This window comes from uncultured Psychromonas sp., assembly GCF_947489755.1.
Lineage (GTDB): Bacteria > Pseudomonadota > Gammaproteobacteria > Enterobacterales > Psychromonadaceae > Psychromonas.
In genome coordinates this window covers 86153-112674 of sequence record NZ_CANLFB010000004.1, presented here as the reverse complement: position 1 = coordinate 112674, position 26522 = coordinate 86153, and the positions used below count along the sequence as shown (strand labels likewise).

The following is a 26522-nucleotide window of genomic DNA, read 5'->3' as shown; positions in this document are numbered from 1 at the left end:
CAAACTTATGTGCTTTAGCCACTTACTAAAAGAGATATAAATGATGAATAACACGACTAATTATATTAAAGCAGATGCAACGCATATAGATTTCCCTGTTACCAATAGAGAGGAGCATTTTGAATGGTGGTATTTTGATGCTCATCTTGATAATGGCGACTACCTTGTTGTTATGTATTCATTAAACGACACTAGGTTAAAACCAAGACAGCCCTCTGTTCGATTTAATATATACGAAAAGGGACAACCTGAAATATCAAGAATTAAAATATATACTGAAGACGAAGTATCAACAAACTATGATAAATGTGATGTTAAATTAGGCGAAGAATATTGCCGAGATTGTGGAGATCATTACGAACTATATACATTAATAGAAGGTTATGGGGCTAAATTAAAATTAAACAAAAAGAACCATCCTTATACCTCTGAAGGCACACCATCTCCTATGCCGTGGACTGTAGCTGTTCCTTCTGGTGATATCGAAGGTGAGGTTTATAAAAAGGGTGTAACAACCCAAGTAAAAGGCACGGGCTACCATGACCATAATTGGGGTGATAAGACATTAGCAGGCATGGCTAAAAACTGGTACTGGGGAAAAGTACACTCTGCTGATATTTCGGTTGATTATGCAGTAGTAATTGATTTTGATGACAATATAATGATGGCGACCGCATTGGTTACCGATAGTGAAAACCTAATAATGTCACCAACAGATTCTCTTACATCCCCAGATACTGTTTCATTAACGGCTGTTATTAATGAGAAAATGACTGAAGCGTCTATGGGCTATACATTTTCAAAAGACTTAACGATAAAAGGCGTAAAAGATGATTTGAGCTTTATTGCAAATATCAAGCTTGATGAGGTTGTAATGATTGATAAAAGCCCACAAGTACCAGGAGAAGATGCTTACCGATACACAGCAAAAGAAGAATTAATTGTAACTCACGGTGGAATAACAAAAACTTATCATTCAAACGGATTACATGAAATAGTCTATCCAAAAACATAATCGGTCAATTTAAAGCTTAATTTATCTCTTTATGCTGTGGTATATGCCGCCGTTAGTAAGAGATAGCAACAGATAGGAAATTAAAATATGCAAAAGAAACTTCTGATAGTGGGCGGTGGTTACTTAGGTGCTGAACTTGCGAAGGCTTTAGAAAATGATTTAGAGGTGACGCTTGTCGAGCAACGACGCACATTTGTTCATGCTCCGGCGATGATCCGTGCAGTTGTAAAGCCTGCATTGTTAGATAGCGCATTATTACCATATGACAAGCTTCTTTCAAAGGGGAGTGTTGTGTTAGGAAAGGCAGATAGCGTGGATGAATATGGTGCAACTCTTGTAGATGGTAGACGGGTTAATGCTGACTATATCGTGATTGCAACAGGCTCTTCTAACGGTGTAGCTTTCAAGCCAGAAAGCGATAATATTGATGATTTTCGCACCGTCATCACTGGGCTACATGCCCAATTGAAAGCAGCCAAATCGATTGCTATTGTTGGCGCGGGCACGGTAGGAACTGAGATGGCGGGTGAAATAAACGATGCGATGTCAGAAAAAAAGATAACATTAATATCGAGCGAATCAAGCCTATTTCCGACAATGCCCACTAAGTTTGGTGCTTCACTTACATCAAAGCTCAAGAAATCGGGTGTTGAAATTAGGTTTGGCGTAAAAGTAGATAACCTTAAGAGCTTAACAAAACCATATTCAGGATCTCTGCATTTATCCGATGGTACATTGATAGAAGCAGACCTTATTATTCCTGCTATTGGTTCGCGTGCGGAATCAAGTTTATTAGAGAGTTTACCGAATATAAATAAAGAAAAGAACGGCCGCGTTAAAGTTGATAGCTATTTACGCCCATCAACATACCCTAACGTTTTTGCTGCAGGCGATGTGGCAAGTAATGGTGACGCGATGACTATTGTAGCCATTGGTCGCCAAATACCTTGGCTCACTAAAATGCTAAAAGCGTCAGCTTCAGGAAAAAAACTGGATCAACTAAAACCATATGTCCCTTGGAAAAAAGCACCTCTATTTTTACCTTTAGGACCGAATAAAGGAAACTCATACTTGATCATTGCTACCTTTGGCAATTGGGTGACGAGCAAAATTAAAGGCAAAGATCTCTTTATCACTAAGTATCGTAAACTGTTTGGTTTAAAAGTCTGAGTTTTATAAAGTGTGCTTAACAAGATTAAAACGATAATTATTTCATTAATAATTACCGTTTTAATTTAAGGATTATCGGTTTTATTGGGCTTAAATATCTAGCCTATTACGTGTTTTCTTCTGTATGAATACAATAATAAAAGTTCCTAAATAAACGGAAAAACTAATGTATATCACCATTGTAATGGTTGAGTTATTTGGTGACTTAAGGCGAAAAGGGACATATAGCGAATTAGTTTACTAGAATATTTTAATGCTAGTAGGATATCGTTCTGGCTCAGTAATACATGAACACTTTCTTCTTTTAAAGCACTATTGGTGCGATTGGTTTATGAGCGGGGGTTATACAAGCTTAAAACAGTACTACCTTTAATACTAAGTACTTAACATCACTCAATGTAACTAGCTCACTAAAAAATACATTAGCTCTGTAAAAGTATAAAGGGTAACCATATCAAGGTACTGCATTATATAAAGCAAGGGTCGGCGCTACAATATAGTTAAAATATAATGGGTAATTAGTTAAATCAGCGGTTTGGTTTTCTTCTAAATAACGTCGAGTTAAGCTTGCTGCGTGAGTCTATTTTTTTGCTGCTACTTTATTTTCAGGTTTTGATTGGTGTATGAAATTTGATGGTAAGGTTAAAACAGCTCAGCTCAGCTTAGTTCAGCTCAATGTAGTGGTATAATTATTATCATTATTGACAACTTCATCTGATAAATTAATGGTCTACAGACTATATGGCTTATAGCCTGTAGAGCACATTATTCTTTTATCTTATACGTTGAGCTGAATATATCGCTCTTAATATTTGTTCTTTTTAGGTAGGCTCCAAGGGAATAACCAGGCTTGAATCCAGTGAATAGACTTAAATAATAATAAGCTAATACCTGCTAAGAAAAATAACCCTGCGAAAGCTTGCGGTATTTTAAAGAAAGACGTTGAGAATTGAATAAAGTAACCAAGTCCTTCTTCAGCTGCAACAAACTCTGCGACAACCGCCCCCTATAATTGCCAACGTAATCGATACTCGAAGACCAGTAAAAATATGTGGAATCGCATAGGGAATGCGTATTTGCCAAGTTTCTCGATATTGTGGAGCACGTAATGACTTGCTTAATTCTATCATTTCTTCCGGTGTTTCCGACATGCTTGTTGTTGCAGAGACGACAATAGGAAAGAAGGTAATTAAACACGTGATGAGAATTCGAGAAGGGTCATCTGTTCCCAATATAACAATGATCAACGGCGCCCACTGGCGTTGATTGAATCACAACCAATACTGGGTATAACGTTCTACTCAATAGCTCAGAGCGCACCATACAAATAGCTAAAGGAATTGCGATCAAAATAGACAGTGCAAACCCTATTAGTGCCACTCTTAATGTTGCACCAAGGTGCGTCATCCAACGAGAAAACTCGACGTTAAAAAATGCTGAAACAATCGAAGAAGGAGAAGGTAAAATATAGTTTGGTACTTCAGCTAATTGACAAATTAACTCCCAAATTGCGATAAAACAGATAAAGAAAATAACCGATGCAAAGCGATAGCATTGTTGTTTTAGCCACGATTTAGGCTTGTGCTTGGGGTTCATAAATATGGCCTCTAATTAGGTTCGTTAATTGTGTAAAGCGAGGTTCGTTAATTGTGTCACTGGTTCTTGGCCTAGGAATATCTACTTCGATTAAGTCCAACACAGTCCCTGGACGTTCACTCATCACCAAAATACGGTCGGATAACAAGACTGCTTCACTAATTGAATGCGTAATAAACAGAACTGTTTTTGGTGCAGCTTCCCATATTTTCAAAAGCTCAAAGCCCATTTGCTCTCGTGTTAATGCATCTAATGCTGAAAAAGGCTCATCCATTAATAAGATATCTGGGTTTAGCAATAGTGCACGCGCTATCCCTAAGCGTTGCTGCATTCCTCCAGATAGTTGATCAGGCATTTTATCCGCAAATTGCTCAAGACCAACCATCTGAAGTAATTCGTCAGCTCGCTGTTCATCTTTCTTCGAGTAACTTCCATATTTATGTTTTAAAGGAAACAAAATATTTTGCTTTACTGTTAGCCAAGGTAGCAGGTTGGCTTTTTGAAAAACGATGCCAACATCATCACGTGGCTCCGTCACAGGAAGGTTAAAAACTGAAACCACCCCGTGAGATGGAATCAGTAGGCCTGAAACCATACGAAGTAATGTAGATTTACCACAACCCGATGGCCCTACAACTGCAACAAATTCATGACGATGTATATCTAAATCAATGTTTTGCACAGCCATCGGAGCATCTGGTGATGGGTCATAACGATGCCCTACAGATTTCATGCTCACATAAGCTTTCGAGTTGTTTGATTTCATTATTTTACTCCGGTAAATATTCGAAACTAACTGTTGTTATTGGGTCTAGCGTTTCGTTATCTAGTCCATTTGCTAAAGCAACGTATTTCCAAGTTTGCGCAATTCTTTCTGCTGTAAAGACACCAAAACCATCGTGCTCAGTGATGTCGTTGTATACTAAGTTAGTCACACTTTTTACTTGAGCGCTAACAGATTCAGCACTCACTTCAGGCACAATAGCGTTTATGTCTGCTCCTGCTTTTTCTGGATTCGCATAAGTGAATTCGATAGATTTTTTGAATGCTTTCACAAAACGTTTTGCAACGTCAGGGCGCTCTTTTAGGAAGTCTTCAGATGCGAGTAGTGAATAACTGTAAAGTGATAAACCTTCGTTTGACCAAGGCATACTCACAATTTCTTTACCGGCACTGGCAGCTTGCTCTTTAAATAGTTCTGAATTCGTCGTCCAACCAATCACTGTATCTGTTCTACCAGTAATCATCATTGGACCTAATGTGCCCGGATCAGTTTTGACTAATTTGATATCGTCTTCTGTTAAATCATGTCCTTTTAGGACTAAAGGTAAGAATCCATTAGACGAAGAAAAAGGTGAAGTCGCGACTTTTTTGCCCTTTAAGTCTTTGATGCTAGTGATACATGAACCTTTTAAAGTAAAGAAGGTATGAGGGGCTTGAGTAAAATAGGGAAGTACTGCAACAACTGGCACATTCTCTTGCGCTCTTGCAGCCATCAGTGCGCCAATATCTGCATTACCAACATCAGAGATTCCAGTCGCAAGTTTAGTGATTGCATCTGTTGAACCTCGACCACTTGAAATGGAAACTTCTAGGTCTTCTGCTTCAAAAAAGCCTTCTTTAATGCCAACATAAACAGGAGAGCTATCTGCGCCTGGCAACCAGTCTAGCTGAAAAGTCACTTTATCAGATGCCATTGCTAGAGAGCTTGTCATCATACTTGCGATAACTGTGTATTTAAATCATTTGTTCATAAATCATATCCTTATTAATATTAACAAAATTAGAAATATTCATTGCTACCGTTATGACGGTAGCGTATCCCTTGGACTTACTCGGTGTTGATTACCAAAAACCGATATGGTCAGCTGCGATTTCATCTTCTAGTTCAGCGTATGGGCCGCGTACTTTCACTTTTCGTTGCCCAGCTTCGAATACATCGCGACAAGCAAGATCAAGTGTTAGATTTTCTGGGTTATCTCCCGTCATTACGGCTAATCTTTTTTCAGTTAAACCAAAAACTACATGGCCGATACCCGCCCAATAAATAGTACCTGCGCACATGCAGCAAGGCTCTACAGAAGTGACTAAAGTACATTCTTCAAGAAATTCTGGAGTATATTGACGTGAAGCAGCACGTGCTACATTTGCTTCTGCATGGCCAACACCTTTATCTTCTTGGAAGGTATTGCCTGACGTTAGGAGAGTTTCTCCTTTTGGACCAATTAAAACTGCACCAAAAGGGTGGTTGCCGCTGTCTACGCTTTCTTTAGCTAGCTTGATAGAAAGCTTCAAATTAATAATATCATTGTTCATAAATATTCTCTTTTGTGGATTTAGTTAATTAATTTATTTTTCATCTGGTTCTACTATAAGAGAGTAATTTTGCTTTAGAAACTAGAACGTTTAGCACCCCGCGTGCTAAAATTTAGAACAGTGTTTTTTATTAGCGAGAATCTATGTCAGCTTTAACGAAAGAAATTAGATCATTTGTTGTTATTGCACATGAAAAGTCGGTGCGTAAAGCGGCGGAAAAGTTGCATATTGCGGCATCTGCTCTAAGCCGACAAGTGAAAATTCTTGAGGAAGATTTCGGCAGGAAATTACTACTTCGGCTTCCTAAAGGTATCGAACTGACGGAACAAGGACAAGCACTCTATAAACAAGCCCAGAAATGGATTGCAGAAGAGAACCGTTTTCGTAGGAGTATAGAGGAAGGTCAGAAACCCAAAATATTGCAGCTGCGTATTGGTGCGGTCGGATGTTTAAGCCATAGTTTTTTGCCTCGGTTTTATAAGAAAGTATTGTCTGATTTAGGCCAAGTCCGTATCCACTTTAAAATTGGCGATACTCAAACGCTGACCGACTTGCTGTTAAAAAACGAGTTAGATTTCATTATTGCATTTAACGTCGCGAGAAATGAAAAGATTCATTTTGCGGGGCAATATATGAGTAAAATTGGTTTGGTTCACCTTCCTGGATTATTAGAGGAAGGTAAACAGTCGATAGATCTCTATGACTGCTTAAAGTGGCCGCTTTGCTTTCCGGACGTAAACCTATCGGTGCATACGCGTTTATATTCAGAAATTGTAAGACAAAAAAGCAGCTTCGATATTGCAGCGACCAGTAACTCCTTTAACTTACTTGCAAATTTAGTGCTAAATGGTGTTGGCGTGAGTTTTATGACGTGGTACGACATTGAAAAACAAGTGCAAGATGGAGACTTAGTCTTCACGCCTTTGACGGACAAGCAACTAGAGGAAGAGTTGTGTGTTTGCTTGCCATCCACAGTGACAATCGATGAGCAAACTCAGATAGTGCTGGACAGTATTCACGAAGTCATCCAGTTATATCATATCCCAGTAGCACCATAGTGATTATTATGAGTAAAATTTTTTGATACCTTTTCATTTTTTCTGTAACAAATCACTCATATTTCACTATCAAATATCCTTTTAATTGACCTGCTCAAGTAGAGAAAGAAGTAACTATCGCGCTCTATAGCTTTCAATACTTGAGCATGAAAAAATAACATTTAGACTCCGATAACATTATTCAATTTGCTATTAGCAATATTTACTACGTTGGGTAAGGAAAGAAACAGGTTCTTCTATTTATAAATATATAAATTATTTTTCATGCTAAAATTAACTCATAGGTGTTAGTTTTTTTGTCGACTTGTGAGTATTATATGAAAAATTTATTAAAAACCCTGCTTGTATTAACCTTCTCGACACCACTTCATGCAGAAGAAGTTAAAATTTTTGTGTGGGAACATTTTATTTCAGACAGTATTATCGATCAATTTACTAAAAAAACAGGGCATACTGTAAAACAGTATTTTTTTGATAATGAAGTTGAACGAAACTCTTTACTCGTGAATGGACAGGGAGCCAGATACGATCTTGTTCTTGTCGATAATGCGACGACAGTTACATACGGTAAAGAAGGGGTATTAGCTTCGTTATCTTCTTTAAAGATAGATAATATCGAGAATAACAGCATACAATCGATTGAAGCATGTAACCAATATGGGGTTCCTTATTCTACAGGTACAATGGGCATCGCACATCGATCTTCTATTTCTAAGGAAGAAATTAATTCATGGAAACAAATTCTAACGCCATCTAAAGAGCATATTGGTACGACCATGATGCTCAAAGATGATGTCGATACTATTGCGATTGCATTACTTTCTCAAGGTGCTGATCCTTTTTCAAATAATAAATCTGAATTAGTATCCGCTTATTCTTTACTAAAAAATCAATCGCAATACCTTCTTAGATACGGCTATCCACTCGTTTATGTTGATGAATATGAAAGTGCATCTAAGTTAACACTTGCAGTCATTTACTCGGGCGATATATTTAACCTTAAAGAAGCTACTGGTCAAAATGATTGGGAATATGTTGTCCCTAAAGAAGGCTCATTACTTTTTGTTGATTGTTTTACAACGCCTTCTGGCAACGTCGTAAAAGAGGCAACTAAAGCATTTCTTTCATTTATAAATGAACCTAATATTGCTTATGCGAATGCCTCTGAAATGTGGTTTTCAACGACCAATGAAGCAGCACAATTACTTGCAGATGATGATTATAAAAAGGATAGCGAAATATCACCTGGTGTAGATATTCTAAATAGAAGTTATCGCTATCAACCTATGTCAAATGAAAATCGAGTCATTCGTAATCGAATGGTATCGATACTAAGGGTTGAGGAGTAGTGGTGCTGTGAAGCTTGGTAAAAAAATAAGATACATTATTTTACCTATTATAATGCTAGTTTCTGTCATCGTTACTAGTATTTATTATGGTATTTATAAAACACAAATTATAGAAAATAAAGTACATTCGCTTAATGAGTATCTTAAAAATGCAGTAACAAAAACAGAATACAATCTCATATATACGCAAAGTTATCTTCAACACAAGATTGATAGTAAAGAAGCGTCGCTCATATTTACGCAGAATGAGCGAGGAGTACAGTTAACTGCACCTTATATTAGCCAGTTTTTAAAACAGTTCGTTAATAATCGTCATCACTCGAATAAAATGTTAAATGTTGTTAATGACTTTAATATTTATGATGCTAATGAACAGCTTATCGTCCATATTAATACTCAAGATCCTTTCGCTGAACCCATTTTAAGAACACAAACAAAAATATTATTGGATGATATTAAAAATAAATCTAATAATAAAATATCGCAATACTATTATTTTATCGATAATACAGAGCATAAACTATTTAATATAATCCAAGTTTTCTCTCCTTATCATCTAACATCTCAACAGTTTTATGACCCCGATGATGACTTATATATAGTGCAAGCTCAACTTGGCTTAGGGTTAATGCGAGGCGCTGTTGACGATCTTATAAAGGAACATAACAGTAGTATTAAATCAGATATTATTATTTATCAAAATACGATAGTTGATAAATTATCAATTAAGTTTTCCTCGTTCAATCTAATTAATAGTGGTAACTATCAAGCAACGATTGAAACTGAATTATTTAAAATGACGATTACATTAGGGCAAGAATACTTTACAGATAATTTAAATCTTGTGCTTATTAAGCTGTTGTTTTTAAGTTTTATACTGATGGGAATAAGTTATCTTATTGTGGTTAAGCTGATTGATAACCAAATTATATTTCCCGTCACCAAACTCGCTCAAAGTATAAAAGAGGTTGAAGCTTCCTCAACTATTGAGTTAAAACCGTTAAATACTGATGATGAAGTTTCTGAACTGAATGAAAGTTATATATCACTCATTAAGAAAATAAATAACCTTGCTAATAATGATCCACTTACAGGCCTTTCAAATAGAAGAAGTTTTAATGAGTCTTTATCTGATGCATTTTATTTTAACAATAAAAATAATAATAAAAACTATATCGCCTTATTTTTTATAGATTTAGATAATTTTAAATATGTTAATGATACCTATGGGCATGAGATAGGTGACCTTTTACTCGCAACTTTTAGTCAGCGGTTAAAAACGATGTTAACTGATGACAATGACTGCGCGATTAAGAGTCAAAATATCAAAAGTATTGCAAGATTGGGAGGTGATGAGTTTGTCATTTTAATTAATGAGTTACCTTCCATAATGGCGATAGAAAATCTGGGTAAAAGAGTGTGTGCTCTTTTCCATGATAGCTTCGATATAGGCGTTAATAAGTTTAATATTCACGCAAGTGTTGGGGTTGCTTATACTATAGACAAAATAAAAAATGGAGAAATATTATTAAATCAAGCTGATAGCGCAATGTATTTAGCCAAAAAATTAGGGAAAAATAATTACAAATTATTTACTTCTGACATAGAAGACAAAATAAACAATGAGTTGAAAATTGAGAATCAATTAATTGATTCACTCAATAACAACCAATTTGTATTGGTGTTTATGCCTGCTTATATAGCTGATAGCATGAAATTAAAGGGCTATGAAGTTTTATTAAGATGTACGGCCTTAACAGACATCGATATTGGACCAGACACATTTATCCCTATTGCTGAAAAAACAGATTTGATTCTAATGATCGACTTATGGGTGGCTGAAAATGCATTCATTAAACTAAATGAGCTTATTAATAAAACCGGATTTAAAGGTTTTTTTGCAATCAATGTTTCATCTAAATCGTTAAGAAATGATGATTTTTATATTCGCTTAAAAGCCCTTATTAAACACTACGAGATAAATGTTAAACAGATAGAACTCGAAATAACCGAAACCTGTTTAATGCCTGACGATCATCAAGCTATTTCATGCCTTAAACAACTAAAATCGTTAGGGGTTCGTATTGCGATAGATGATTTTGGCACTGGTTATACCTCATTTAATCAGTTAGTTAATTATCCTTTAGATACACTCAAAATAGATCGTTCTTTTGTACAAAGTCTGAGTGATACTGCTACTGGTAAAAAACCAACGTTAGATATTATTTATGAACTTGCAAAAATTTATGAGCTTGAAGTCATTATCGAAGGTATTGAAACTGAATCTGATCTTAAACATGTCCAAAAACTACCAGATGCAATTGTACAAGGGTTTTACTTTACTAAACCATGTCAATGGGAAGAGGTGATTACAGAGTGCAACGGCAACTAGCTCATTAAATGAATAAAAATATGAAGGTGCGAAAGTATAAAAGCATTAAGTTATAAAAGTATTACTTATTTTATTGTTCGACAGTAAAGTAACTTAACGCCTGCGCTTCAATTTTTATAAATTATTTTTAATGAGCGATTTATCGTAATATGCTTTTATTTATTGGTGCTGGTTTATATCGTTTTTTACTCGCTTTAGGTTCGAGTTAAACTCATTATATTAAATAAGTGAGCTAAATTTGCACAGAGTAATGATTTAGTTTAATGCGTAAGTTGAGCCCTTTCGTAGATTAACTTCACTCATCGTCTGTCGGAGAATTAACCAAAAGATATTAATTCTTTAATGGTTTTTTTAGGAGCTGATAACGAAAAAATAAGTTATTTTAACAAGTAAAATAGACCTGCTGATTAGTGTGATTGCGCTTATCGTTATTAAAGCAGTTATATTTACTTATATTAAGCAATTTACTTTGCTAGTTTGACTCGCACAAGGATTAAATGATGAATATAGACAAAGCAAAGAAACGTATCGCAAAGCAAGTTAAGAAAGGGTTTAATGGTTATCCTCTGATTTCACTAGAGTATTTTGGTAAAATATCGGATTGTGCAACTCAAGTCATCATTTCGTTTACTTCGGATGAGAAGGCCAAACCACAAGAGCAAACATTTTCGAGTGAAAGTGATGTCCGAGAAGATGAAGCTATTCAATCGGCGTTAGTGAAAATAATTGAACGCACTAATGCTAATACTGTAAATGAAATTGATTGTATTTCGATCCTTAAGTGAAAATAGTGCAAACAGGATTTACCTTTTGCAGATCCTGTAAATAATTAAGTATTACTTCCTACTTTCCATTTCCTAATGAAGAAGAAAGTAGGTTAGCGCCTTAACGCCTCAAAAACGGTCAAGAAAGCATACATAGATGGTTTTGTTTTTTTACTCAGTTTTATTGTTTAACTGGGCGCTAAGTTGAACCTGCACTGCTGAGCTAGCTTTCATTCGTCCAGTGGTAATATCGTTGGGATCAATTGGCTCAATTTATTGGCTAGTTTTATATGCTCTTCAGGAAGCCAATGTATTCCTTCTTTTTTGCAAGGTTTGATGAACTTCGCGGCATCTAAAAAGTGACAACCCAATTCCGTTGCGCGTAATTTATAATAGTGAGCAAACTGTTCGGATTTAGCTTGCGCACCATCCCAGCCTTCTTTGCCATTATCTAGTTCCAATACCTGTGCAGGGGAAATCAATAACACGTCAGGCGATTTGTTCATAAAGCCAGGATTGAAATTTTTAGCAACCTCAACTAATCGTGCTGCTCCTTTAGAGATATCACTTGCGGTGACATTAAATCTGGATTTTAAATCGTTTGTCCCCAGCATAATGATTATCAAGTCTGGATGGTGGCTTCCTAAACAAGGAAGTAGATAATCTAATCCTTTTTTACCAGCTTCAAATGGGTCTTCAAATACAGTAGTACGGCTATTTAACCCTTCTTCAATGATTCTATATTCATTCGGTAATTGGGATTGCAGTAACAAGGTCCATCGTTCAGATTCATTATAGCGTCGCGCTAGGGAAGGAGAATATCCCCACGTGTTGGAGTCGCCAAAGCACAGAATGGTTTTCATTGTTCAATATCCTTTCATAAAAGGGATTAAGTTATTGTAGGGTATCCAATAACTTACAATAAAACAATGACGATAAAACGACTTATTAAAAGTAAACGAATTAAGCAAAAAACGACGCTATTAAGCGCCGTTTTTTATAGCTAAACCACTCTATTAAAAAGCATGTTCACCAATCATAGGTGATGTTTGGTTACTGCTAAATAGGCTAGCGTGTAATCGTAACGCATGATTATCGGTTAGGCTTGAAATATAATCTGCAATCACACGTTGTTGACGAGAAACATCGCCGCTATGTGCTGTCCATAAGGCTTTTGCTCGCTCTGGCAGAAAGCGTAACGGGCCAGACTCAAAGGCTTCAAATAACTCCATCACAATTTGTTGTCCGCGATACTCTAAAATCTGTAAGTCAGGGCTTTGAATGACGTACTTCAATACAAAACTTTTTAGAATTTCTAATGCTTGATACATAGACGGCTCTAAATAAGCGTTATAAGCTAATAATGGCTCTTTAAATTGTTTATTAACACGTTGAATGGTAATAGAAGTAATCAATGCATTAACTAAAGAGCCAATCGCATCCTTTCGCTTAAAGTGTTGTGAAGAAAAAAGGTTATCTGTTAATTCTGATAATTGTTCTTTTAGGCAAAAACCTTCAATATCGGCTAATTGAGGGACTACTTTTTCTTCCCATAATGCTTTGTTGATAATGCCCATGGCAATCGCATCTTCCAGGTCATGCACTCCGTAAGCAATATCATCAGCAATTTCCATGATTGAGCAATCAAAAGACTTATATTTTGATTTTAAATGTTGTTTGATATTTGCATCAGGTGTTCTGGTGCTGGCAAATAACTTACGATCACTTTCACATAACGGTGATAGCACTGACTCAAGTAATGCTTTGTCATGATCATAAATACCTTTTGCAGGCATCCATTCATCGGTTTTTAATTGGCGAAAATTCCGTACTGTTTGATCAGGGTAATCTGTGCTTAATTCGCTTAAACATAAAGGGTACTTCAATATCCCTAATAGGCTACGGCGTGTTAAGTTCATGCCATTATGCTCCGTGTATTGTTCAAGCTGCGTTAATATTCTAAATGTTTGCCCATTACCTTCGAAACCGCCATGTTTAATCATCATGTAATTAAGCGCTGTTTCACCACCATGCCCAAAAGGTGGGTGGCCAATATCATGACTTAAGCAAATAGTTTCAATCAAATTATAACCCGGTAATAAAGGTTTAAATTCAGGTTGTATCTGTTTTAAATTCGCAATAATACCCGACCCAATTTGAGCGACTTCTAAAGAATGCGTTAACCGAGTACGATAAAAATCACTTAAGCCATTATTATGAATTTGTGTTTTTGACTGTAATCGTCTGAAGGCGGCTGAATGTAACACACGCGCTTTATCTCGTTGAAAGACACTACGCTGGTCAAGTCGTCTATTTTTATTAGGCTCAGCGGTTAAACGCTCCAGCCATTTGTCTGAAACAAATAGAGGTGATGTATTGTGATTGTTATGCTCTGTTGCATCATTGATGCCATCGATAGTATTAACGGTATCTGTGCTTTTCTCTAAATTCATATAGTCACCCTAGTTTGCTAATCACATAAAAAGTGTAACGTGTTTTTAGGTTGAAAAATACAGCTAAGTTGTTGTCGTTACTGTAATAGGAAATCTAAAAGGGCTGGAAAGGCTATTTTTTCATTCAGCTTTGATAACTAAACTGAAAACTAAATTGGATAGTTAATAAGGCGGATTTGGTCACGAGTGCCAACTGTCTTGAAAAACACCGGTGTAGCGAATTTGGGATAAATTAAATAAGTATTTTTGTTGTAATAATGTACCTATAAAAAAGCAACAACAGAACACTTTCAGTTGCTGCTTTCATTATGTCATTGAATCTATTTTAGATTACTGACGAATACCTTCTAATACGATGTCTAAATCAGCGTAAGTTGATGCGCCTTTAACATTCATACCGAAATCAGCTAATTCTAGGCGCATTGTACCTTCTAAGCCTGTACGGTAATTACCCCATGGATCATCACCTTGGCCAATCACTTTAGCATCAACCACTACTGGTTTAGTCATACCATGGAATGTCATATTACCAGTAATTGTTAAACCACCATCTGCTTTCTCTGCAACACCGGTACTAACAAATTTAGCGGTAGAGAATTTACCTGCATCAATGTAATTATCACCTTTAAGGTGTTTGTCACGTTCAGCATGGTTTGAATCTAAACTGGTTGTATCAACGTTTATTGTTACTGAAGATGCCGCTACATTTTTTTCATCGTAACTGAATTTGCCATCGAATGTATTAAAACGGCCTTGGATAAAGCTATAGCCTAAGTGACTAACTTTGAAGTTAACAAAAGCATGTGTTGTATCAACTTTATAGTCTGCTGCAGTTGCGGTCATTGGTAATGCTATTGCTGCGCTTAAAGCTGACGCGAAGAGTACTTTTTTCATGGTATTTTCCTTGTTGAGTAAAGTTAACGTAGAGCATGGTTTGAAATAATTTAAAGCATTTTTTTAAGCGTATTATCTTTATTGATAAAATGATGTTTCAACGCTGCAAGCGCATGTAAGCTTGATAATCCGATTAATACATAAGCGGCATACTCGTGAACTTGTCCTGCAAGATCTTCTTGGTTTTCAATAAAAGAACCTAACCCAGGTACTTCAAACCAATTAAAGACTTCAATGCCGCGGCCATCCGCCGTTGATATTAAATAACCAGATAAAAACATAGTAAATAGCAAAATATAGATAAAATAATGTGCATAACTAGCTGCTTTCTTTTCAAAAGCAGCGCCTTCTATCGGTGGTGCCGTTGATAGAAGTTTCCATATCAACCTTGCTAGTGTGATCGCTACAAAGCATAACCCCACTGACTTATGCCAGTACGGTGCAGTTTGATACCATTCACTATAATAACTAAGATCGACCATCCAATATCCGGCTGCAAATAACCCAATAACTAAAATGGCTGATAACCAATGAAATGATTTTGCTGTTGAATTATATTTAGTCATTATTTCTTCCATGATTAAAACTTATTAATGATTACTTTTTAGCGTTCGATTTAATAACATAATGAAATTAAAGTTAACATTTGGTTAAGGGAATAAAATGTCTTCGCCTGACTCAAGCCAGGTTGGATATTTCTTCATACAGTTTATAAACAGGTCACCATTGACTAATTCCGTTAACCATTCTTGGACTCGTAAATAGGGACTTTGTTCAAACCACTTTTTATCTACACTAGCAAATTGTCGAATAAAAGGGAAAATAGCCGTATCCGCTAAAGTGATATGATTTGCAAATAAATAAGTTTGTTTTTGTAAACGAGATTCCAATATCATTAAGAAATCTTCTGCTTGATCTCGATAATAGGCTTGATCATATTCTGGAAATCTATCAGCGTACTTATATTTATCCAACCAAGATTTAAATTCATAATCATTATTGTCGATAAGAGACAACATCTCTGGTAACGAATCGTTAAGCCAATATTGTGGATCATTCTTGCTTAAAGCCCATACCATTATTTCTAAACTTTCATCTAATACATCTTGATTATTTATTTGTAGTACTGGAATGGTTTTATTTGGTGAAATGGCTAATAGTTCAGCCGGCTTGTGCTTTAATACTATTTCTCTTAATCGCACTTCTTGTTCACTAATGGCAATCGCGAGTCTTGCACGCATTGCATAAGGACAACGTCGAAATGAATATAAAATAGGTAACATAAATAAGCCTTTCAAAAAAAGATAATTGATTGTGGCAAATTAAGATAATAAGTGCATGTTAATTTTTTGTAAACTTATGTTTTAATTAGCTGTTTGAATTCAGTGATCTGGTTATAAATTCATGCATAAATGAGGATCCCTATTCAATGAATGCACTCTGAATAGGGAGTAAATAGTGAGTGGTTAATAATTGAAGTAGGGTGGATAGACCTGCATCAACTTAATATTATTGATGATCGTGCTCTTTCGATTTTACAGCACAGCTATCATTGTGTGGTTCATGTTCATGTTCATGTTCATGTGATGCTTGTAATTTCTTTTCTTGATTCGCTTGCTGAATAATCTGTTTTGCAGAGCTTAAGAAAAGTGTGGCTAAAAATGCCGCTACAATTAAGTCAGGTAACGCACTGTCGGTAACCCATACCCCGGAAGCCGCAATCAACACCACTAAGTTACCAATGGCATCATTACGACTGCATAGCCACACTGAACGTACATTGGCATCTCCATCTTTATATTTCATTAACAGTAGTACACTCACTACATTGGCAGCAAAAGCTAATATTGCAATGCTACCCATGATCCCAGCATCAGGCGTTGCTATAAACCAGAACTTATATAAGGTCGAGGATAAAACATATATTGCCATTAGCAGTAAGCTATAGCCTTTAAATAAAGCGACGTTACTACGTAATGTTAATGATTTGCCAATTGCCCAAAAGCTAATACCGTAGGTGAGTGTATCGCCTAGGAAATCTAATGCATCAGCTTGCAAAGCTTGTGAGTTTGACTTCACACCTGCAATCATTTCAACAAAAAACATAATGGCATTAATCAGTAAAACGATAATTAAAATACGTTTATACATTGGGTCCATACCGGTGAAATCTGCTTCGTGGTTACAACAACCTGCCATAAAATACCTCTTTTCTATTGAATAATTACTTTATAGTGACAATATACAAGCTCTAGTAACTAGAGGTTCAAGCATTTTTTGAAAATAATCGAGGATAAGTAGTCAATGGTGTATTCAATTGGTCAATTAAGTAAAGAAACGCAATGTAAAGTACCGACTATTCGCTATTATGAAGAGATTGGTTTATTAGATAAAGCACAACGCAGTGCAGGTAATCAGCGTCGTTATACCAGCCAACAATGCCAACGCTTACATTTTATAAGACATAGTCGTGCATTAGGTTTTAGCCTTGATGAAATCAAACAATTGATTCATTTACAAGATTGCCAGCATCACGATGCGCATCAGGCACACGACGTCGCTCAGCATCATTTAGCTGATGTCAGAAATAAGATAGAGCAATTAAAAACGCTAGAACAACAACTACTAACAATGATAGATAGTTGTGATGTTGATGAAACTGAGGATTGCCTCGTTTTAAAAAGTTTGAACGAAGTTAGTTAAATATTTTGAATGAAGACAATTAAAAATATAATTAACGTAGAGATAGCTAAAGCCTTTTTTACTCTTTCAAAATGTTTATTAATCGAAAAATTACCTCACTAAATTTAACCTAACATTCTTCTCTCTGCCTATAACGAAGCTACTCCCTATTAAATAATCCATCTTTCATTAAAGAATAGATATTATTGCTTGATCAGACATTAACCTTTAAAGTACCACTTTATGGTTAATTTTGGGTTTGTGTCTCAACGCTACAGTTCACAACAGTGCAGAATAGATTTTGTTTAAAGGATAAATCTTAATCTATTAAATAAGCATTTAGTAAATCGATAACTAGATTGACAGTATCGATTTTACTTATCTCTATACCGCTCTATATTTAAAGTCTTATATTGAGAAATATTCATCAAAAGGAAGTGTATGAATTACATCAAATGTTTAGCTCTCTCGTTAACGTTGCTCCCATTTTATAGCTATGCTGATAATAGTGAACAAGATTTTACGGATATTGATTTTGATGAGTTAATGAAAATCGAAGTCACTTCAGTTAGTAAGAAAAATGAAAAACTGTCAGAAGCAGCAGCGGCGATTTATGTTGTTACAGAAGAAGAGATTCGTCGAACTGGTGCGACTAGTATTCCTGAAGCATTATTTTTAGTACCTGGCGTTGATGTTGCAAAAATCGATTCGAATAAATGGGCAGTCAGCATTAGAGGGTTCAACGGACGATTTGCCAATAAACTCTTAGTTATGATTGATGGTCGCAGTATTTATACGCCTACCTCATCAGGTGTTTACTGGGAAAGTTTGAACTACTTAATGTCTGATATTAAGCGTATTGAAGTGATTCGAGGACCTGGTGCAACATTATGGGGGACTAATGCTGTTAATGGAGTCATTAATATCATTACTAAAGAAGCCACCGGTAAAAAAGCAGGAGAACTTTCTGTCACTTTGGGTAATGAGTCTCAGGGAATAGGCGCTAGTCAAGGAGGAGAGTTGAGTGAAAAGACTAAGTTCCGTGCTTATGTTAATGCGAGGAAGTTAGAAGAATCAAAAGACCTGTCAGGCCATGATCAAGATAATGAAGGAAAGTATCTACAAACGGGATTACGGTTTGATCTCGCACTAGATCATGACCAATGGTTAACGCTACAAGGTGATATTTACAAACACGATCTTCGACAACAATTCTCTGTATCGGATTTTGAAGACCCTTATATAGCAGAAATTCAGAGTCGTGACGTTGATCTCATAGGCGGTAATATTGGCGCTCGTTGGGGAATGAAAACCAGTATTGACTCAGAGTTAAATATTCGTACCAGTTATGATTTCTATGAGCACAACGATCTCCAGCTTAAAGAAACGCGTAATACTTTAAATATCGAAATAGAACACCAATTTACTCCCTTTAAAAACCATCAGTTAATTTGGGGCGGTGGGTATCGTTGGAGTCAGAGTGATATAGAAAGTTCTGCTGACTTCTCAACCTCATCTTCAATTGAGAACCTTGATATATGGAATTTATTTATTCAGGATACTTGGGAGCTGCCAGAACAAAATATGTCATTAACATTTGGTACTAAAATTGAAGGCAATACAAATAGTAGTACAGAAATTCAACCTAATATAAGACTAAGCTGGGTACCATCGAATAGAGTCACATTATGGGGGGCTATCTCACGTGCCGTTAGAATTCCTTCTCAAGTAGAAAGTGATTCAACAATTAATATACAAGTTATTCCGCCTAGTGCATTTGATCCCACAGCGACACCTGGTTTACTACAAATTGTGGGTAATAATGATTTCCAATCTGAAGAACTAAATGCCTATGAACTTGGTTTTCGTTGGCTTCCTACCTCTACTTTATCCTTTGATATAACTACCTTTTACAACGTTTATAATAATTTACTAAGTTATGACATTGGCGATGTAGAAATAAAAAATGTGAATGGATCTACTTTTTATGTTATCCCCATTAACCTTGATAATAACTTAGAAGGATACAGTTACGGTACTGAATGGTTAGCGACTTGGCAAATGACTCGTCATGCTCGTTTACGTTTTTCATATAGTTTTATAGACATTAAATTAAAAGATAACGCTGAAAATTCATTTAGTAATGAGGTTATTTCTTTAGTGGCAGATCGTTCACTTGAACACCAAGCTTCTATTTGGGGGAGTGTTGATTTAAGTGATTCCGTAGAGTTAGATTTACGCCTTTATTACACATCAGAACGTAAATGGGATAGCACCAGTGGCAACTATTCAATCTCTGATGGTGTTGACAGTGATCTGCGCATTGGTTGGCAGGCAACTAAAGCGTTAGGTTTCTCTGTTATTGGTCGTCATTTATTACATGATGAAAAACAACAGTTTATTACAGAATCATCAAGTACTGACTCTATTATTGAACGAAGTATTGCGATTAATGCTCGCTATCATTGGTAATGGTCAGTAGAGATAGCTGAATATGATAAGTCGATTCTCTATTAAATATTACGCCATCCTGCTTCTTGTGCTGAGCGCCGTAACACCCGCTTGGTCTGAAGATAATAACCCTAGTGCTGTAAAGGTCGCTTATATTTACAATATCGCTAAATTTACACGTTGGCCAGAGTCAACTTGGAAAGGGGACAAGGACCCCTTTATATTATGTTCTTATGGTGAAGACAGCGTGAGTAAAGAGTTAAAAAGATTAGAAAACAAAAAGATAATTGATCATCCAATTACTGTTATTGAAGTCAAAAAGGATCAAGATTTTCAATATTGTCATGCGTTGTATATTAGTACTGAAGATAGTCGGGTTTATCGTTATCTACTCTCCCAGATAGATCAACAAACAGTACTGACTATTACTGATGAAAGTCCTTTTTTCGATTCAGGTGGATTTGTTAATTTAGTGCGGGAAAATAAACGCTTACGCTTCCAAATTTCTAATCAACAGCTTTCTAACACTAAACTGATATTAAGCTCCAAATTACTCAAGCTTTCAATGTTAGTAGACTAACTTAAGGTAACTTTGTGAATAAAATTAAACACTTTTCTTTACGGACTCAATTGATTGCCATTGGTTTTTTACCTGGAGTATTAGCCACTGTTGTCATTATTGTTTTTATGAATTTTGCTCAACATCATTATAGTCACCTTGATTCTGAAAATGAGCTGAAAACTTTAGCTACATTGATGGCATCACTCAATACAGCAACAGCTTTATTTAAAGATCAAGAGGCGGCTACAGAGAGTCTAGAAAGTCTTAATGCAAAAAAACAAATTGTGTTAGCTAGAATTTATGACGAAGATAAACAAATAATATCAGAATATATTCAGCCTTCTTTTCAAAAATCAGCATCAACGGCATCCTTACAAATGTCTTTAGCTGAGTTACAGAAAGAGGGGATGAATGGCATGCTTATTCAGCTTGAACCTATAAACTATGAAGGTAAAACATTAGGTTACATATTCTTAGTTGATGATTATAGTTTGTTAAATGAACGTCTATTGCATCAATTTGTTATTGCTCCTTTTATTTTTGTGTTGGGAACACTATTGGCTTTGTTGATTGCCATTCGTATGCAACGAATTATTTCTCGTCCGTTATTAGAAATAACAAAAGTGATTGATTCAGTCTCTGAGCATAAAAACTATCAATTACGTATACCTGGGGAGCGCGCCGATGAAATAGGGGCATTAATGAATGGTTTTAATTTAATGCTTGAGCAAGTTGAGAAAAGAGATAAATCACTTCAAGAGCATCAGGATTCGTTAGAAGATAAAATTACGTTTCGAACCGCAGAATTAGTGGCCGCTAAGGAAAGTGCGGAAGCCGCGAGTAAAGCAAAAAGTGAGTTTTTAGCAACAATGAGCCATGAAATTCGTACTCCGATGAATGGTATTTTGGGTATGACTGAGTTATTACAGACAACCCAGCTTGATGATCGTCAAAAACGTTTCACCGAGACAGCCCATCAATCTGGTATTAATTTATTGGGTATTATTAATGACATTTTAGACTTTTCTAAAATTGAATCTGGGAAAATGCAGCTTGAACTCATAGAGTTCAATTTACGTTCGCTGATAGAAGAGTTTGGCAATTTGTATGGAGAAACGGCATACAAAAAAAATATCGAATTAATATTGTCTATTCCGCCAAACTTTAATGATTTTTATATTGGAGACCCGCTTAAAATTAGACAAATATTAGCTAACTTATTGAGTAATGCCCTAAAATTCACCGAGCACGGGCAAGTTATCTTGCGGGTCACTGAAATAGATAATGGTCAATTAAACTTTACGGTGACCGATACAGGTATCGGTATTGAGCATAGTAAAATGAATTATATTTTTGAATCATTTGCACAGGAAGATAGCTCAACAACCAGAAAATATGGTGGTTCAGGTTTAGGTTTACCTATCGCTAAACAGTTAGTAAATTTAATGGGAGGGAAGTTATCGGTTAAATCTGAAAAGTCACACGGTAGTATTTTCTCTTTTGATATTTCATTGAAACCTGCGATTAATGAAAATGTTTTATTAAATGGAAACGCTGAAACACTTCATCCAGAATTTTCAGTGCTACAAAATAAACGATTAATGGTGGTTGACGATAATGCAACTAACCGAATCATTATTAAAGAGCAGTTAAATGAAGTTAAGGCTAACTGTGATTTAGCGAATAGTGGCCATATCGCATTAAACTTATTACAAGATGCTCACGATAATAACTATCCGTATGATTTACTTATTTTAGATATGCATATGCCTGAAATGGATGGGATTGAATTAGCAAGAAAAATCCGTCAAAACCCACATTGGCAACAGCCCGTTATTATTATGCTTAGTTCAGTAACTGCTGATAGTGAGTTATTGAAAGAAAATCAAATTAGTTGTTTTCTGAATAAACCTGTTTTACAAAAAGAGCTGTATCAATCGCTGACAAAATCGATAACAGGGTTAACAGTGAATACATCGCGTTCAGAGGAACACTCAAAAAATAACACACAACATCACCATTTTAATTATCCATATCGCATTCTTGTTGCAGAAGATAACCCTGTCAATCAAGAGGTGGCAGTTATTATTCTTGAGTCGTTTGGGTTACACGTTGACATTGCTGACAATGGTTTAATCGCAGTCGAATTAGTGAAAAAAAATAACTATGATGTGGTTTTAATGGACATGCAAATGCCTGAAATGGATGGGTTAGAAGCAACGCGTACTATTCGACGCTTGGAATTGCAAAATATCATCCCTAAAGGTAATACCATCATTGCTTTAACTGCCAATGCCATTGATGGTGATATGCAACGTTGTTTGCAATCAGGAATGGACGGTTACTTAAGCAAACCTTTTTCAGTTGTTCAACTTTATGACCAGTTAACACCTTGGTTAAGTATTCCTCGTCAACACGATACAAATAGCAAAAATGAAGTTATTAACCCGGTGGAGGAGCAGGTGAGTGAAAAACCAGCCTCCGTTGACCCTGATGCATTGAATAAAATCGCCTCATTACAACCTGGCCATTCAGATGCGTTAGTGAATAAAGTAATTACACTTTATTTGAATACGTTAAAGGACAGTTTATCTGTTTTTAAGGGCATAGCATCAGACCATGAAAGCATTAGAAAAGCAGCACATACTTTAAAATCTAGCAGTGCAAATGTGGGCGCTTTTCAACTAGCCAAATTATCTAATAATTTAGAGCAAGCGATCATTTCTCAAGCTGATTCATTAATATCCGCGTTGATTGATGAGATTGAAACTGAATCTCAACGTGTCATCTCATATTTTAAAGATAAAAATAATGAACAATAATAATGAACAACAATTCAATGACTTATAAGCACATATTAGTCTTAGTATTGAGGACTCTATGAATAAGAAATTAATATTAGTGATCGATGATGATGAAATGACTCGATTATTAATTAACCAAGTCTTATCTCCAGACACCTATGATGTTGTTGAAGCTAAAGATGGCGCTGAAGGTGTTGTCTTATTTAATCAGCATACACCAGACTTGATTTTATTAGATGTTGATCTGCCCAAATTAAATGGTTTTGAAGTATGTCAATTAATTCGTGAATCAGAGGAAGGGCAAAGAGTACCAATTATCATGATTACCGGTATGGATGATACAAAATCAATAGAGTATGCATACCGTCTAGGTGCTACTGATTTTATGATAAAACCTATTAATTGGTCTTTATTTGGTCATCACTTACGTTATATTTTACGCAATAGTCATTATTTCAAATCATTAAAGAAGAGTGAATCTCGACTTGAACATGCCCAAACAATTGCACGGTTAGGGTATTGGGAGTTAGAAGATAATAAAGGGTACCTGTTGTTGTCTAAGCAACTCTCTAAAATGCTTTCTTTATCGTCTTATAAATTTGAAAATGGTAAAGCATTTTTACTTGATTTGATTCATCCTTCTGAAAAATTTCATATCAAAAATGTTTTATTACAAGCATTTAATGATGGTTTAGCATTTAATTTAGATGTAAGAATTAAGCTACCGACAAATGAATTTTTACATCTAAAACTGCAAGGTAAGTTGCTAGAAGATAATAAAACCGGCACACCCATTATTTCCGGGATCATGCAGGATATTAGTGAACTTAAAGAGTCACAGAAAAAACTGGTGCATATTGCTCATCACGATGCATTAACCAATCTTCCGAATAGAGTGTTATTTAATAAAAGATTAGAAGGGGCAATACAACGAGCTGATCGACTCAAGTGTAAAGTTGCACTTTTATTTATTGATTTAAACCGTTTTAAACAAGTTAACGATTCTCTCGGGCATGAAGTCGGCGACCTACTATTACAAGAAGTTGCATTACGTTTCAGTACGGTTATACGTAAATTTGATATCGTGGCTCGGTTTGGTGGCGATGAATTTGCGATACTGCTTGATTCAATCGATGACTTAGAGCAAATACCCTTATTTATTAAACGTTTTCAAAAGCTTTTTGAAGACCCATTTTTTATTAATGATGAATGCCTTTATATTGGAGCCAGTGTTGGAATTAGCATTTACCCTGATAACGGCAGAGAGGTAAGTGAATTATTAAGAAATGCTGACGCGGCAATGTATCAAGCTAAAAAATTAGAACAAGATAATGTCTACTTTTATTCTAATGACCTAACAGAAAGCACCGTTAAGCGCTGGTCTATAGAGAATCAATTACGGGAAGCTATTGAAGAAGATAACTTCATTCTTTTATATCAACCTAAGGTATGCAGTAAGACTGAATTAATAACAGGCGTAGAAGCCTTGATTCGGTTACCTATGAAAAATGAGACACCTGTTTGTCCTTCTGAATTTATTCCAATTGCAGAGGAAACAGGTCTTATTATCGCATTAGGAAAGTGGGTTATTGGAGAGGCTATTCGCCAATTAAAGGCATGGCAGAATACCGCTTGTGGGCATTTATCGATTGCAGTAAATGTCTCTATCCGACAGTTATACAGTAAAGAGTTTACTGAATTCGTTGTTGACACTTTAAACAGTGCTGCCGTAGATGCTAGCCAATTAGAAATGGAAATCACCGAAGAGCATTTAATACCCACGAACCAAGAAAATACAATTAAAGAAACATTAGCGGATTTAACCAATATTGGTATTAAATTATCAATTGATGATTTTGGAACCGGTTATTCTTCATTGTCACAACTAAAGAGTATGCCTATTTCCACTTTAAAGATTGATAAGTCATTCATTGATCATATCCCAAATAATAAACAAGATACTGCGATGATTAAATCTATTATCAGCTTAGCTAAAAACCTAGAATTACAGGTAGTCGCAGAAGGGGTTGAAACCATAGAGCAATTGATTTATTTACGTGATAACCATTGTGAAGTTATACAGGGCTATTATTACTCCAAACCTGTTTCCTACGTTGAAATACAAAGCTTAATAGAAAAGAAAACATGGGAATAAATCTAAAAAGGTTTAGAATCTTTACTTAATTTTCGAGTGTACGGCAAACTCTTAATGGATAACGGTTTTTGTATTTGTTGTTCATTAATACTAACGGTCATATCGAGTGTTAACTACTTAGAGTGCTCTATCTATAAAGTCGCACTATAACTTGTCATATATGACTGATTACCCTTTAACAAAAAATTAATTATTTGCTAACTTATTGTTAAACAGATAAATTTACTAACCATACTGAATTTAGAGAAATAATATGAAAAAACCGCAACGTGACATAACCCTTAGATTTTTAGCTGAAACTCAAGACGTAAATTTTGGCGGTAAGGTTCACGGCGGCGCTGTGATGAAATGGATAGATCTTGCTGCCTATGCTTGTGCAGCTGGTTGGAGTGGTCGTTATTGTGTTACTGCTTATGCTGGTGGCATACGTTTTGTAGCACCTATTCATGTGGGTAGTTTGGTAGAAGTACTAGCAAAAGTCATTTATACCGGTAAATCGTCAATGCATATTGCATTAGAAGTGAATGCTTGTGATCCTAAATCGCTGAACAAACGCACCACAACACATTGTATTGTTATCATGGTAGCAGTTGACCAAAATGGTCAGTCAGAGTTGGTTCCACAATGGATACCTGAAACAGAAGCAGATATTAAACAACATGATACTGCAATGAAGCTGATGGAAATGCGTAAGAAAATTGGCGAAGAAATGGAAATATTTGTAGATTAATTTCTTTAAAATCATTGTTAGTTAACTCACTATTTTGAAGGCTAACAATGATTAATAATTTGATTTTTTATACGCCATCAAATCAAATAACGTTTAGTATTCAAGCTTGACCTCATAACATTACTTTTAGC

General features: G+C 35.6%; 23 protein-coding genes. 12 read left to right on the top strand and 11 right to left on the bottom strand.

What is annotated here, in order from left to right:
* Positions 1-40: 40 nt before the first annotated feature.
* Together Q0794_RS03555 and Q0794_RS03550 are read left to right on the top strand one after the other, a co-directional pair.
* Entirely contained in the window at positions 41-1015 is a 975-nt protein-coding gene (locus Q0794_RS03555; protein WP_298940160.1) for a hypothetical protein, read from the top strand.
* 87 nt (positions 1016-1102) lie between these two features.
* Positions 1103-2185, top strand: coding sequence for an FAD-dependent oxidoreductase (locus Q0794_RS03550; protein ID WP_298940159.1), 1083 nt, complete (start codon positions 1103-1105; stop codon positions 2183-2185).
* A 974-nt stretch (positions 2186-3159) separates the two neighbouring features.
* Here Q0794_RS03550 and Q0794_RS03545 read toward each other — a convergent pair.
* The 5 genes from Q0794_RS03545 to Q0794_RS03525 form a co-directional block, all read right to left on the bottom strand.
* The gene (locus tag Q0794_RS03545) at positions 3160-3432 is read right to left on the bottom strand and encodes an ABC transporter permease subunit (RefSeq protein WP_298940158.1); all 273 of its coding nucleotides are present in this window, start codon (positions 3430-3432) and stop codon (positions 3160-3162) included.
* Positions 3404-3781: a hypothetical protein gene (locus tag Q0794_RS03540; protein WP_298940157.1), complete on the bottom strand. Its 378-nt coding sequence runs from the start codon at positions 3779-3781 to the stop codon at positions 3404-3406. Before Q0794_RS03540 ends, Q0794_RS03545 begins: the two co-directional genes overlap by 29 nt.
* The gene (locus tag Q0794_RS03535; RefSeq protein WP_298940156.1) at positions 3759-4547 is read right to left on the bottom strand and encodes an ABC transporter ATP-binding protein; all 789 of its coding nucleotides are present in this window, start codon (positions 4545-4547) and stop codon (positions 3759-3761) included. The genes Q0794_RS03540 and Q0794_RS03535 overlap by 23 nt, the downstream gene beginning before the upstream one ends.
* A 4-nt stretch (positions 4548-4551) precedes the next feature.
* On the bottom strand, positions 4552-5499 hold the full coding sequence (locus Q0794_RS03530; protein WP_298940155.1) for an ABC transporter substrate-binding protein: 948 nt from the start codon (positions 5497-5499) through the stop codon (positions 4552-4554).
* Between the two features lie 127 nt (positions 5500-5626).
* Positions 5627-6097 carry a nucleoside deaminase gene (locus tag Q0794_RS03525; protein WP_298940154.1) on the bottom strand — a complete coding sequence of 157 codons (471 nt, stop codon included), beginning with the start codon at positions 6095-6097 and terminating at the stop codon, positions 5627-5629.
* Between the two features lie 143 nt (positions 6098-6240).
* Here Q0794_RS03525 and Q0794_RS03520 point away from each other — a divergent pair, with 143 nt between their 5' ends.
* The 4 genes from Q0794_RS03520 (at position 6241) to Q0794_RS03505 (ending at position 11681) form a co-directional block, all read left to right on the top strand.
* Positions 6241-7155 carry a LysR family transcriptional regulator gene (locus tag Q0794_RS03520; protein ID WP_298940153.1) on the top strand — a complete coding sequence of 305 codons (915 nt, stop codon included), beginning with the start codon at positions 6241-6243 and terminating at the stop codon, positions 7153-7155.
* Positions 7156-7472: 317 nt separating this feature from the next.
* A complete protein-coding gene (locus Q0794_RS03515; RefSeq protein WP_298940152.1) occupies positions 7473-8504 on the top strand; it encodes a spermidine/putrescine ABC transporter substrate-binding protein in 1032 nt (343 codons plus the stop codon).
* 7 nt (positions 8505-8511) lie between these two features.
* Complete coding sequence (locus Q0794_RS03510) at positions 8512-10896, top strand: GGDEF domain-containing phosphodiesterase (RefSeq protein WP_298940151.1); 2385 nt, start codon at positions 8512-8514, stop codon at positions 10894-10896.
* 500 nt (positions 10897-11396) lie between these two features.
* Complete coding sequence (locus Q0794_RS03505) at positions 11397-11681, top strand: hypothetical protein (protein WP_298940150.1); 285 nt, start codon at positions 11397-11399, stop codon at positions 11679-11681.
* A gap of 209 nt (positions 11682-11890) precedes the next feature.
* Here Q0794_RS03505 and Q0794_RS03500 read toward each other — a convergent pair whose 3' ends face one another.
* From Q0794_RS03500 to Q0794_RS03475, 6 genes are all read right to left on the bottom strand, one after another.
* Positions 11891-12523, bottom strand: a complete 633-nt coding sequence (locus tag Q0794_RS03500; RefSeq protein WP_298940149.1) for an SGNH/GDSL hydrolase family protein — start codon at positions 12521-12523, stop codon at positions 11891-11893.
* Positions 12524-12676: 153 nt separating this feature from the next.
* Positions 12677-14113: an anti-phage deoxyguanosine triphosphatase gene (locus Q0794_RS03495; protein ID WP_298940147.1), complete on the bottom strand. Its 1437-nt coding sequence runs from the start codon at positions 14111-14113 to the stop codon at positions 12677-12679.
* Positions 14114-14443: 330 nt separating this feature from the next.
* Positions 14444-15007: a YceI family protein gene (locus Q0794_RS03490; protein WP_298940146.1), complete on the bottom strand. Its 564-nt coding sequence runs from the start codon at positions 15005-15007 to the stop codon at positions 14444-14446.
* A gap of 50 nt (positions 15008-15057) precedes the next feature.
* Positions 15058-15573, bottom strand: a complete 516-nt coding sequence (locus Q0794_RS03485; RefSeq protein ID WP_298940145.1) for a cytochrome b — start codon at positions 15571-15573, stop codon at positions 15058-15060.
* An 84-nt stretch (positions 15574-15657) separates the two neighbouring features.
* On the bottom strand, positions 15658-16290 hold the full coding sequence (locus Q0794_RS03480; protein ID WP_298940144.1) for a glutathione S-transferase: 633 nt from the start codon (positions 16288-16290) through the stop codon (positions 15658-15660).
* A 226-nt stretch (positions 16291-16516) separates the two neighbouring features.
* On the bottom strand, positions 16517-17206 hold the full coding sequence (locus tag Q0794_RS03475; protein WP_298940143.1) for a cation diffusion facilitator family transporter: 690 nt from the start codon (positions 17204-17206) through the stop codon (positions 16517-16519).
* A 105-nt stretch (positions 17207-17311) separates the two neighbouring features.
* Between Q0794_RS03475 and Q0794_RS03470 the strand changes: the two genes are divergently transcribed.
* The 6 genes from Q0794_RS03470 (at position 17312) to Q0794_RS03445 (ending at position 26391) form a co-directional block, all read left to right on the top strand.
* A complete protein-coding gene (locus tag Q0794_RS03470) occupies positions 17312-17710 on the top strand; it encodes a helix-turn-helix domain-containing protein (RefSeq protein WP_298940142.1) in 399 nt (132 codons plus the stop codon).
* 420 nt (positions 17711-18130) lie between these two features.
* On the top strand, positions 18131-20161 hold the full coding sequence (locus tag Q0794_RS03465) for a TonB-dependent receptor (RefSeq protein WP_298940141.1): 2031 nt from the start codon (positions 18131-18133) through the stop codon (positions 20159-20161).
* A gap of 22 nt (positions 20162-20183) precedes the next feature.
* Entirely contained in the window at positions 20184-20720 is a 537-nt protein-coding gene (locus Q0794_RS03460; RefSeq protein ID WP_298940140.1) for a YfiR family protein, read from the top strand.
* A gap of 14 nt (positions 20721-20734) precedes the next feature.
* Positions 20735-23524, top strand: coding sequence for a response regulator (locus tag Q0794_RS03455; RefSeq protein ID WP_298940139.1), 2790 nt, complete (start codon positions 20735-20737; stop codon positions 23522-23524).
* Positions 23525-23582: 58 nt separating this feature from the next.
* A complete protein-coding gene (locus Q0794_RS03450; protein WP_298940138.1) occupies positions 23583-25661 on the top strand; it encodes an EAL domain-containing protein in 2079 nt (692 codons plus the stop codon).
* Between the two features lie 253 nt (positions 25662-25914).
* Positions 25915-26391: an acyl-CoA thioesterase gene (locus tag Q0794_RS03445; protein WP_025562681.1), complete on the top strand. Its 477-nt coding sequence runs from the start codon at positions 25915-25917 to the stop codon at positions 26389-26391.
* Positions 26392-26522: the final 131 nt, after the last annotated feature.

Bases quoted from the DNA above. Each gene is read 5' to 3' on its own strand.
- Q0794_RS03530 (WP_298940155.1), bottom strand. From the start codon at position 5,499: ATGATGACAAGCTCTCTAGCAATGGCATCTGATAAAGTGACTTTTCAG.
- Q0794_RS03550 (WP_298940159.1), top strand. From the start codon at position 1,103: ATGCAAAAGAAACTTCTGATAGTGGGCGGTGGTTACTTAGGTGCTGAA.
- Q0794_RS03535 (WP_298940156.1), bottom strand. From the start codon at position 4,547: ATGAAATCAAACAACTCGAAAGCTTATGTGAGCATGAAATCTGTAGGG.
- Q0794_RS03505 (WP_298940150.1), top strand. From the start codon at position 11,397: ATGAATATAGACAAAGCAAAGAAACGTATCGCAAAGCAAGTTAAGAAA.
- Q0794_RS03500 (WP_298940149.1), bottom strand. From the start codon at position 12,523: ATGAAAACCATTCTGTGCTTTGGCGACTCCAACACGTGGGGATATTCT.
- Q0794_RS03485 (WP_298940145.1), bottom strand. From the start codon at position 15,573: ATGACTAAATATAATTCAACAGCAAAATCATTTCATTGGTTATCAGCC.
- Q0794_RS03555 (WP_298940160.1), top strand. From the start codon at position 41: ATGATGAATAACACGACTAATTATATTAAAGCAGATGCAACGCATATA.
- Q0794_RS03470 (WP_298940142.1), top strand. From the start codon at position 17,312: ATGGTGTATTCAATTGGTCAATTAAGTAAAGAAACGCAATGTAAAGTA.
- Q0794_RS03515 (WP_298940152.1), top strand. From the start codon at position 7,473: ATGAAAAATTTATTAAAAACCCTGCTTGTATTAACCTTCTCGACACCA.
- Q0794_RS03520 (WP_298940153.1), top strand. From the start codon at position 6,241: ATGTCAGCTTTAACGAAAGAAATTAGATCATTTGTTGTTATTGCACAT.
- Q0794_RS03450 (WP_298940138.1), top strand. From the start codon at position 23,583: ATGAATAAGAAATTAATATTAGTGATCGATGATGATGAAATGACTCGA.
- Q0794_RS03460 (WP_298940140.1), top strand. From the start codon at position 20,184: ATGATAAGTCGATTCTCTATTAAATATTACGCCATCCTGCTTCTTGTG.
- Q0794_RS03490 (WP_298940146.1), bottom strand. From the start codon at position 15,007: ATGAAAAAAGTACTCTTCGCGTCAGCTTTAAGCGCAGCAATAGCATTA.
- Q0794_RS03475 (WP_298940143.1), bottom strand. From the start codon at position 17,206: ATGGCAGGTTGTTGTAACCACGAAGCAGATTTCACCGGTATGGACCCA.
- Q0794_RS03525 (WP_298940154.1), bottom strand. From the start codon at position 6,097: ATGAACAATGATATTATTAATTTGAAGCTTTCTATCAAGCTAGCTAAA.
- Q0794_RS03465 (WP_298940141.1), top strand. From the start codon at position 18,131: ATGAATTACATCAAATGTTTAGCTCTCTCGTTAACGTTGCTCCCATTT.
- Q0794_RS03540 (WP_298940157.1), bottom strand. From the start codon at position 3,781: ATGAACCCCAAGCACAAGCCTAAATCGTGGCTAAAACAACAATGCTAT.
- Q0794_RS03445 (WP_025562681.1), top strand. From the start codon at position 25,915: ATGAAAAAACCGCAACGTGACATAACCCTTAGATTTTTAGCTGAAACT.
- Q0794_RS03480 (WP_298940144.1), bottom strand. From the start codon at position 16,290: ATGTTACCTATTTTATATTCATTTCGACGTTGTCCTTATGCAATGCGT.
- Q0794_RS03495 (WP_298940147.1), bottom strand. From the start codon at position 14,113: ATGAATTTAGAGAAAAGCACAGATACCGTTAATACTATCGATGGCATC.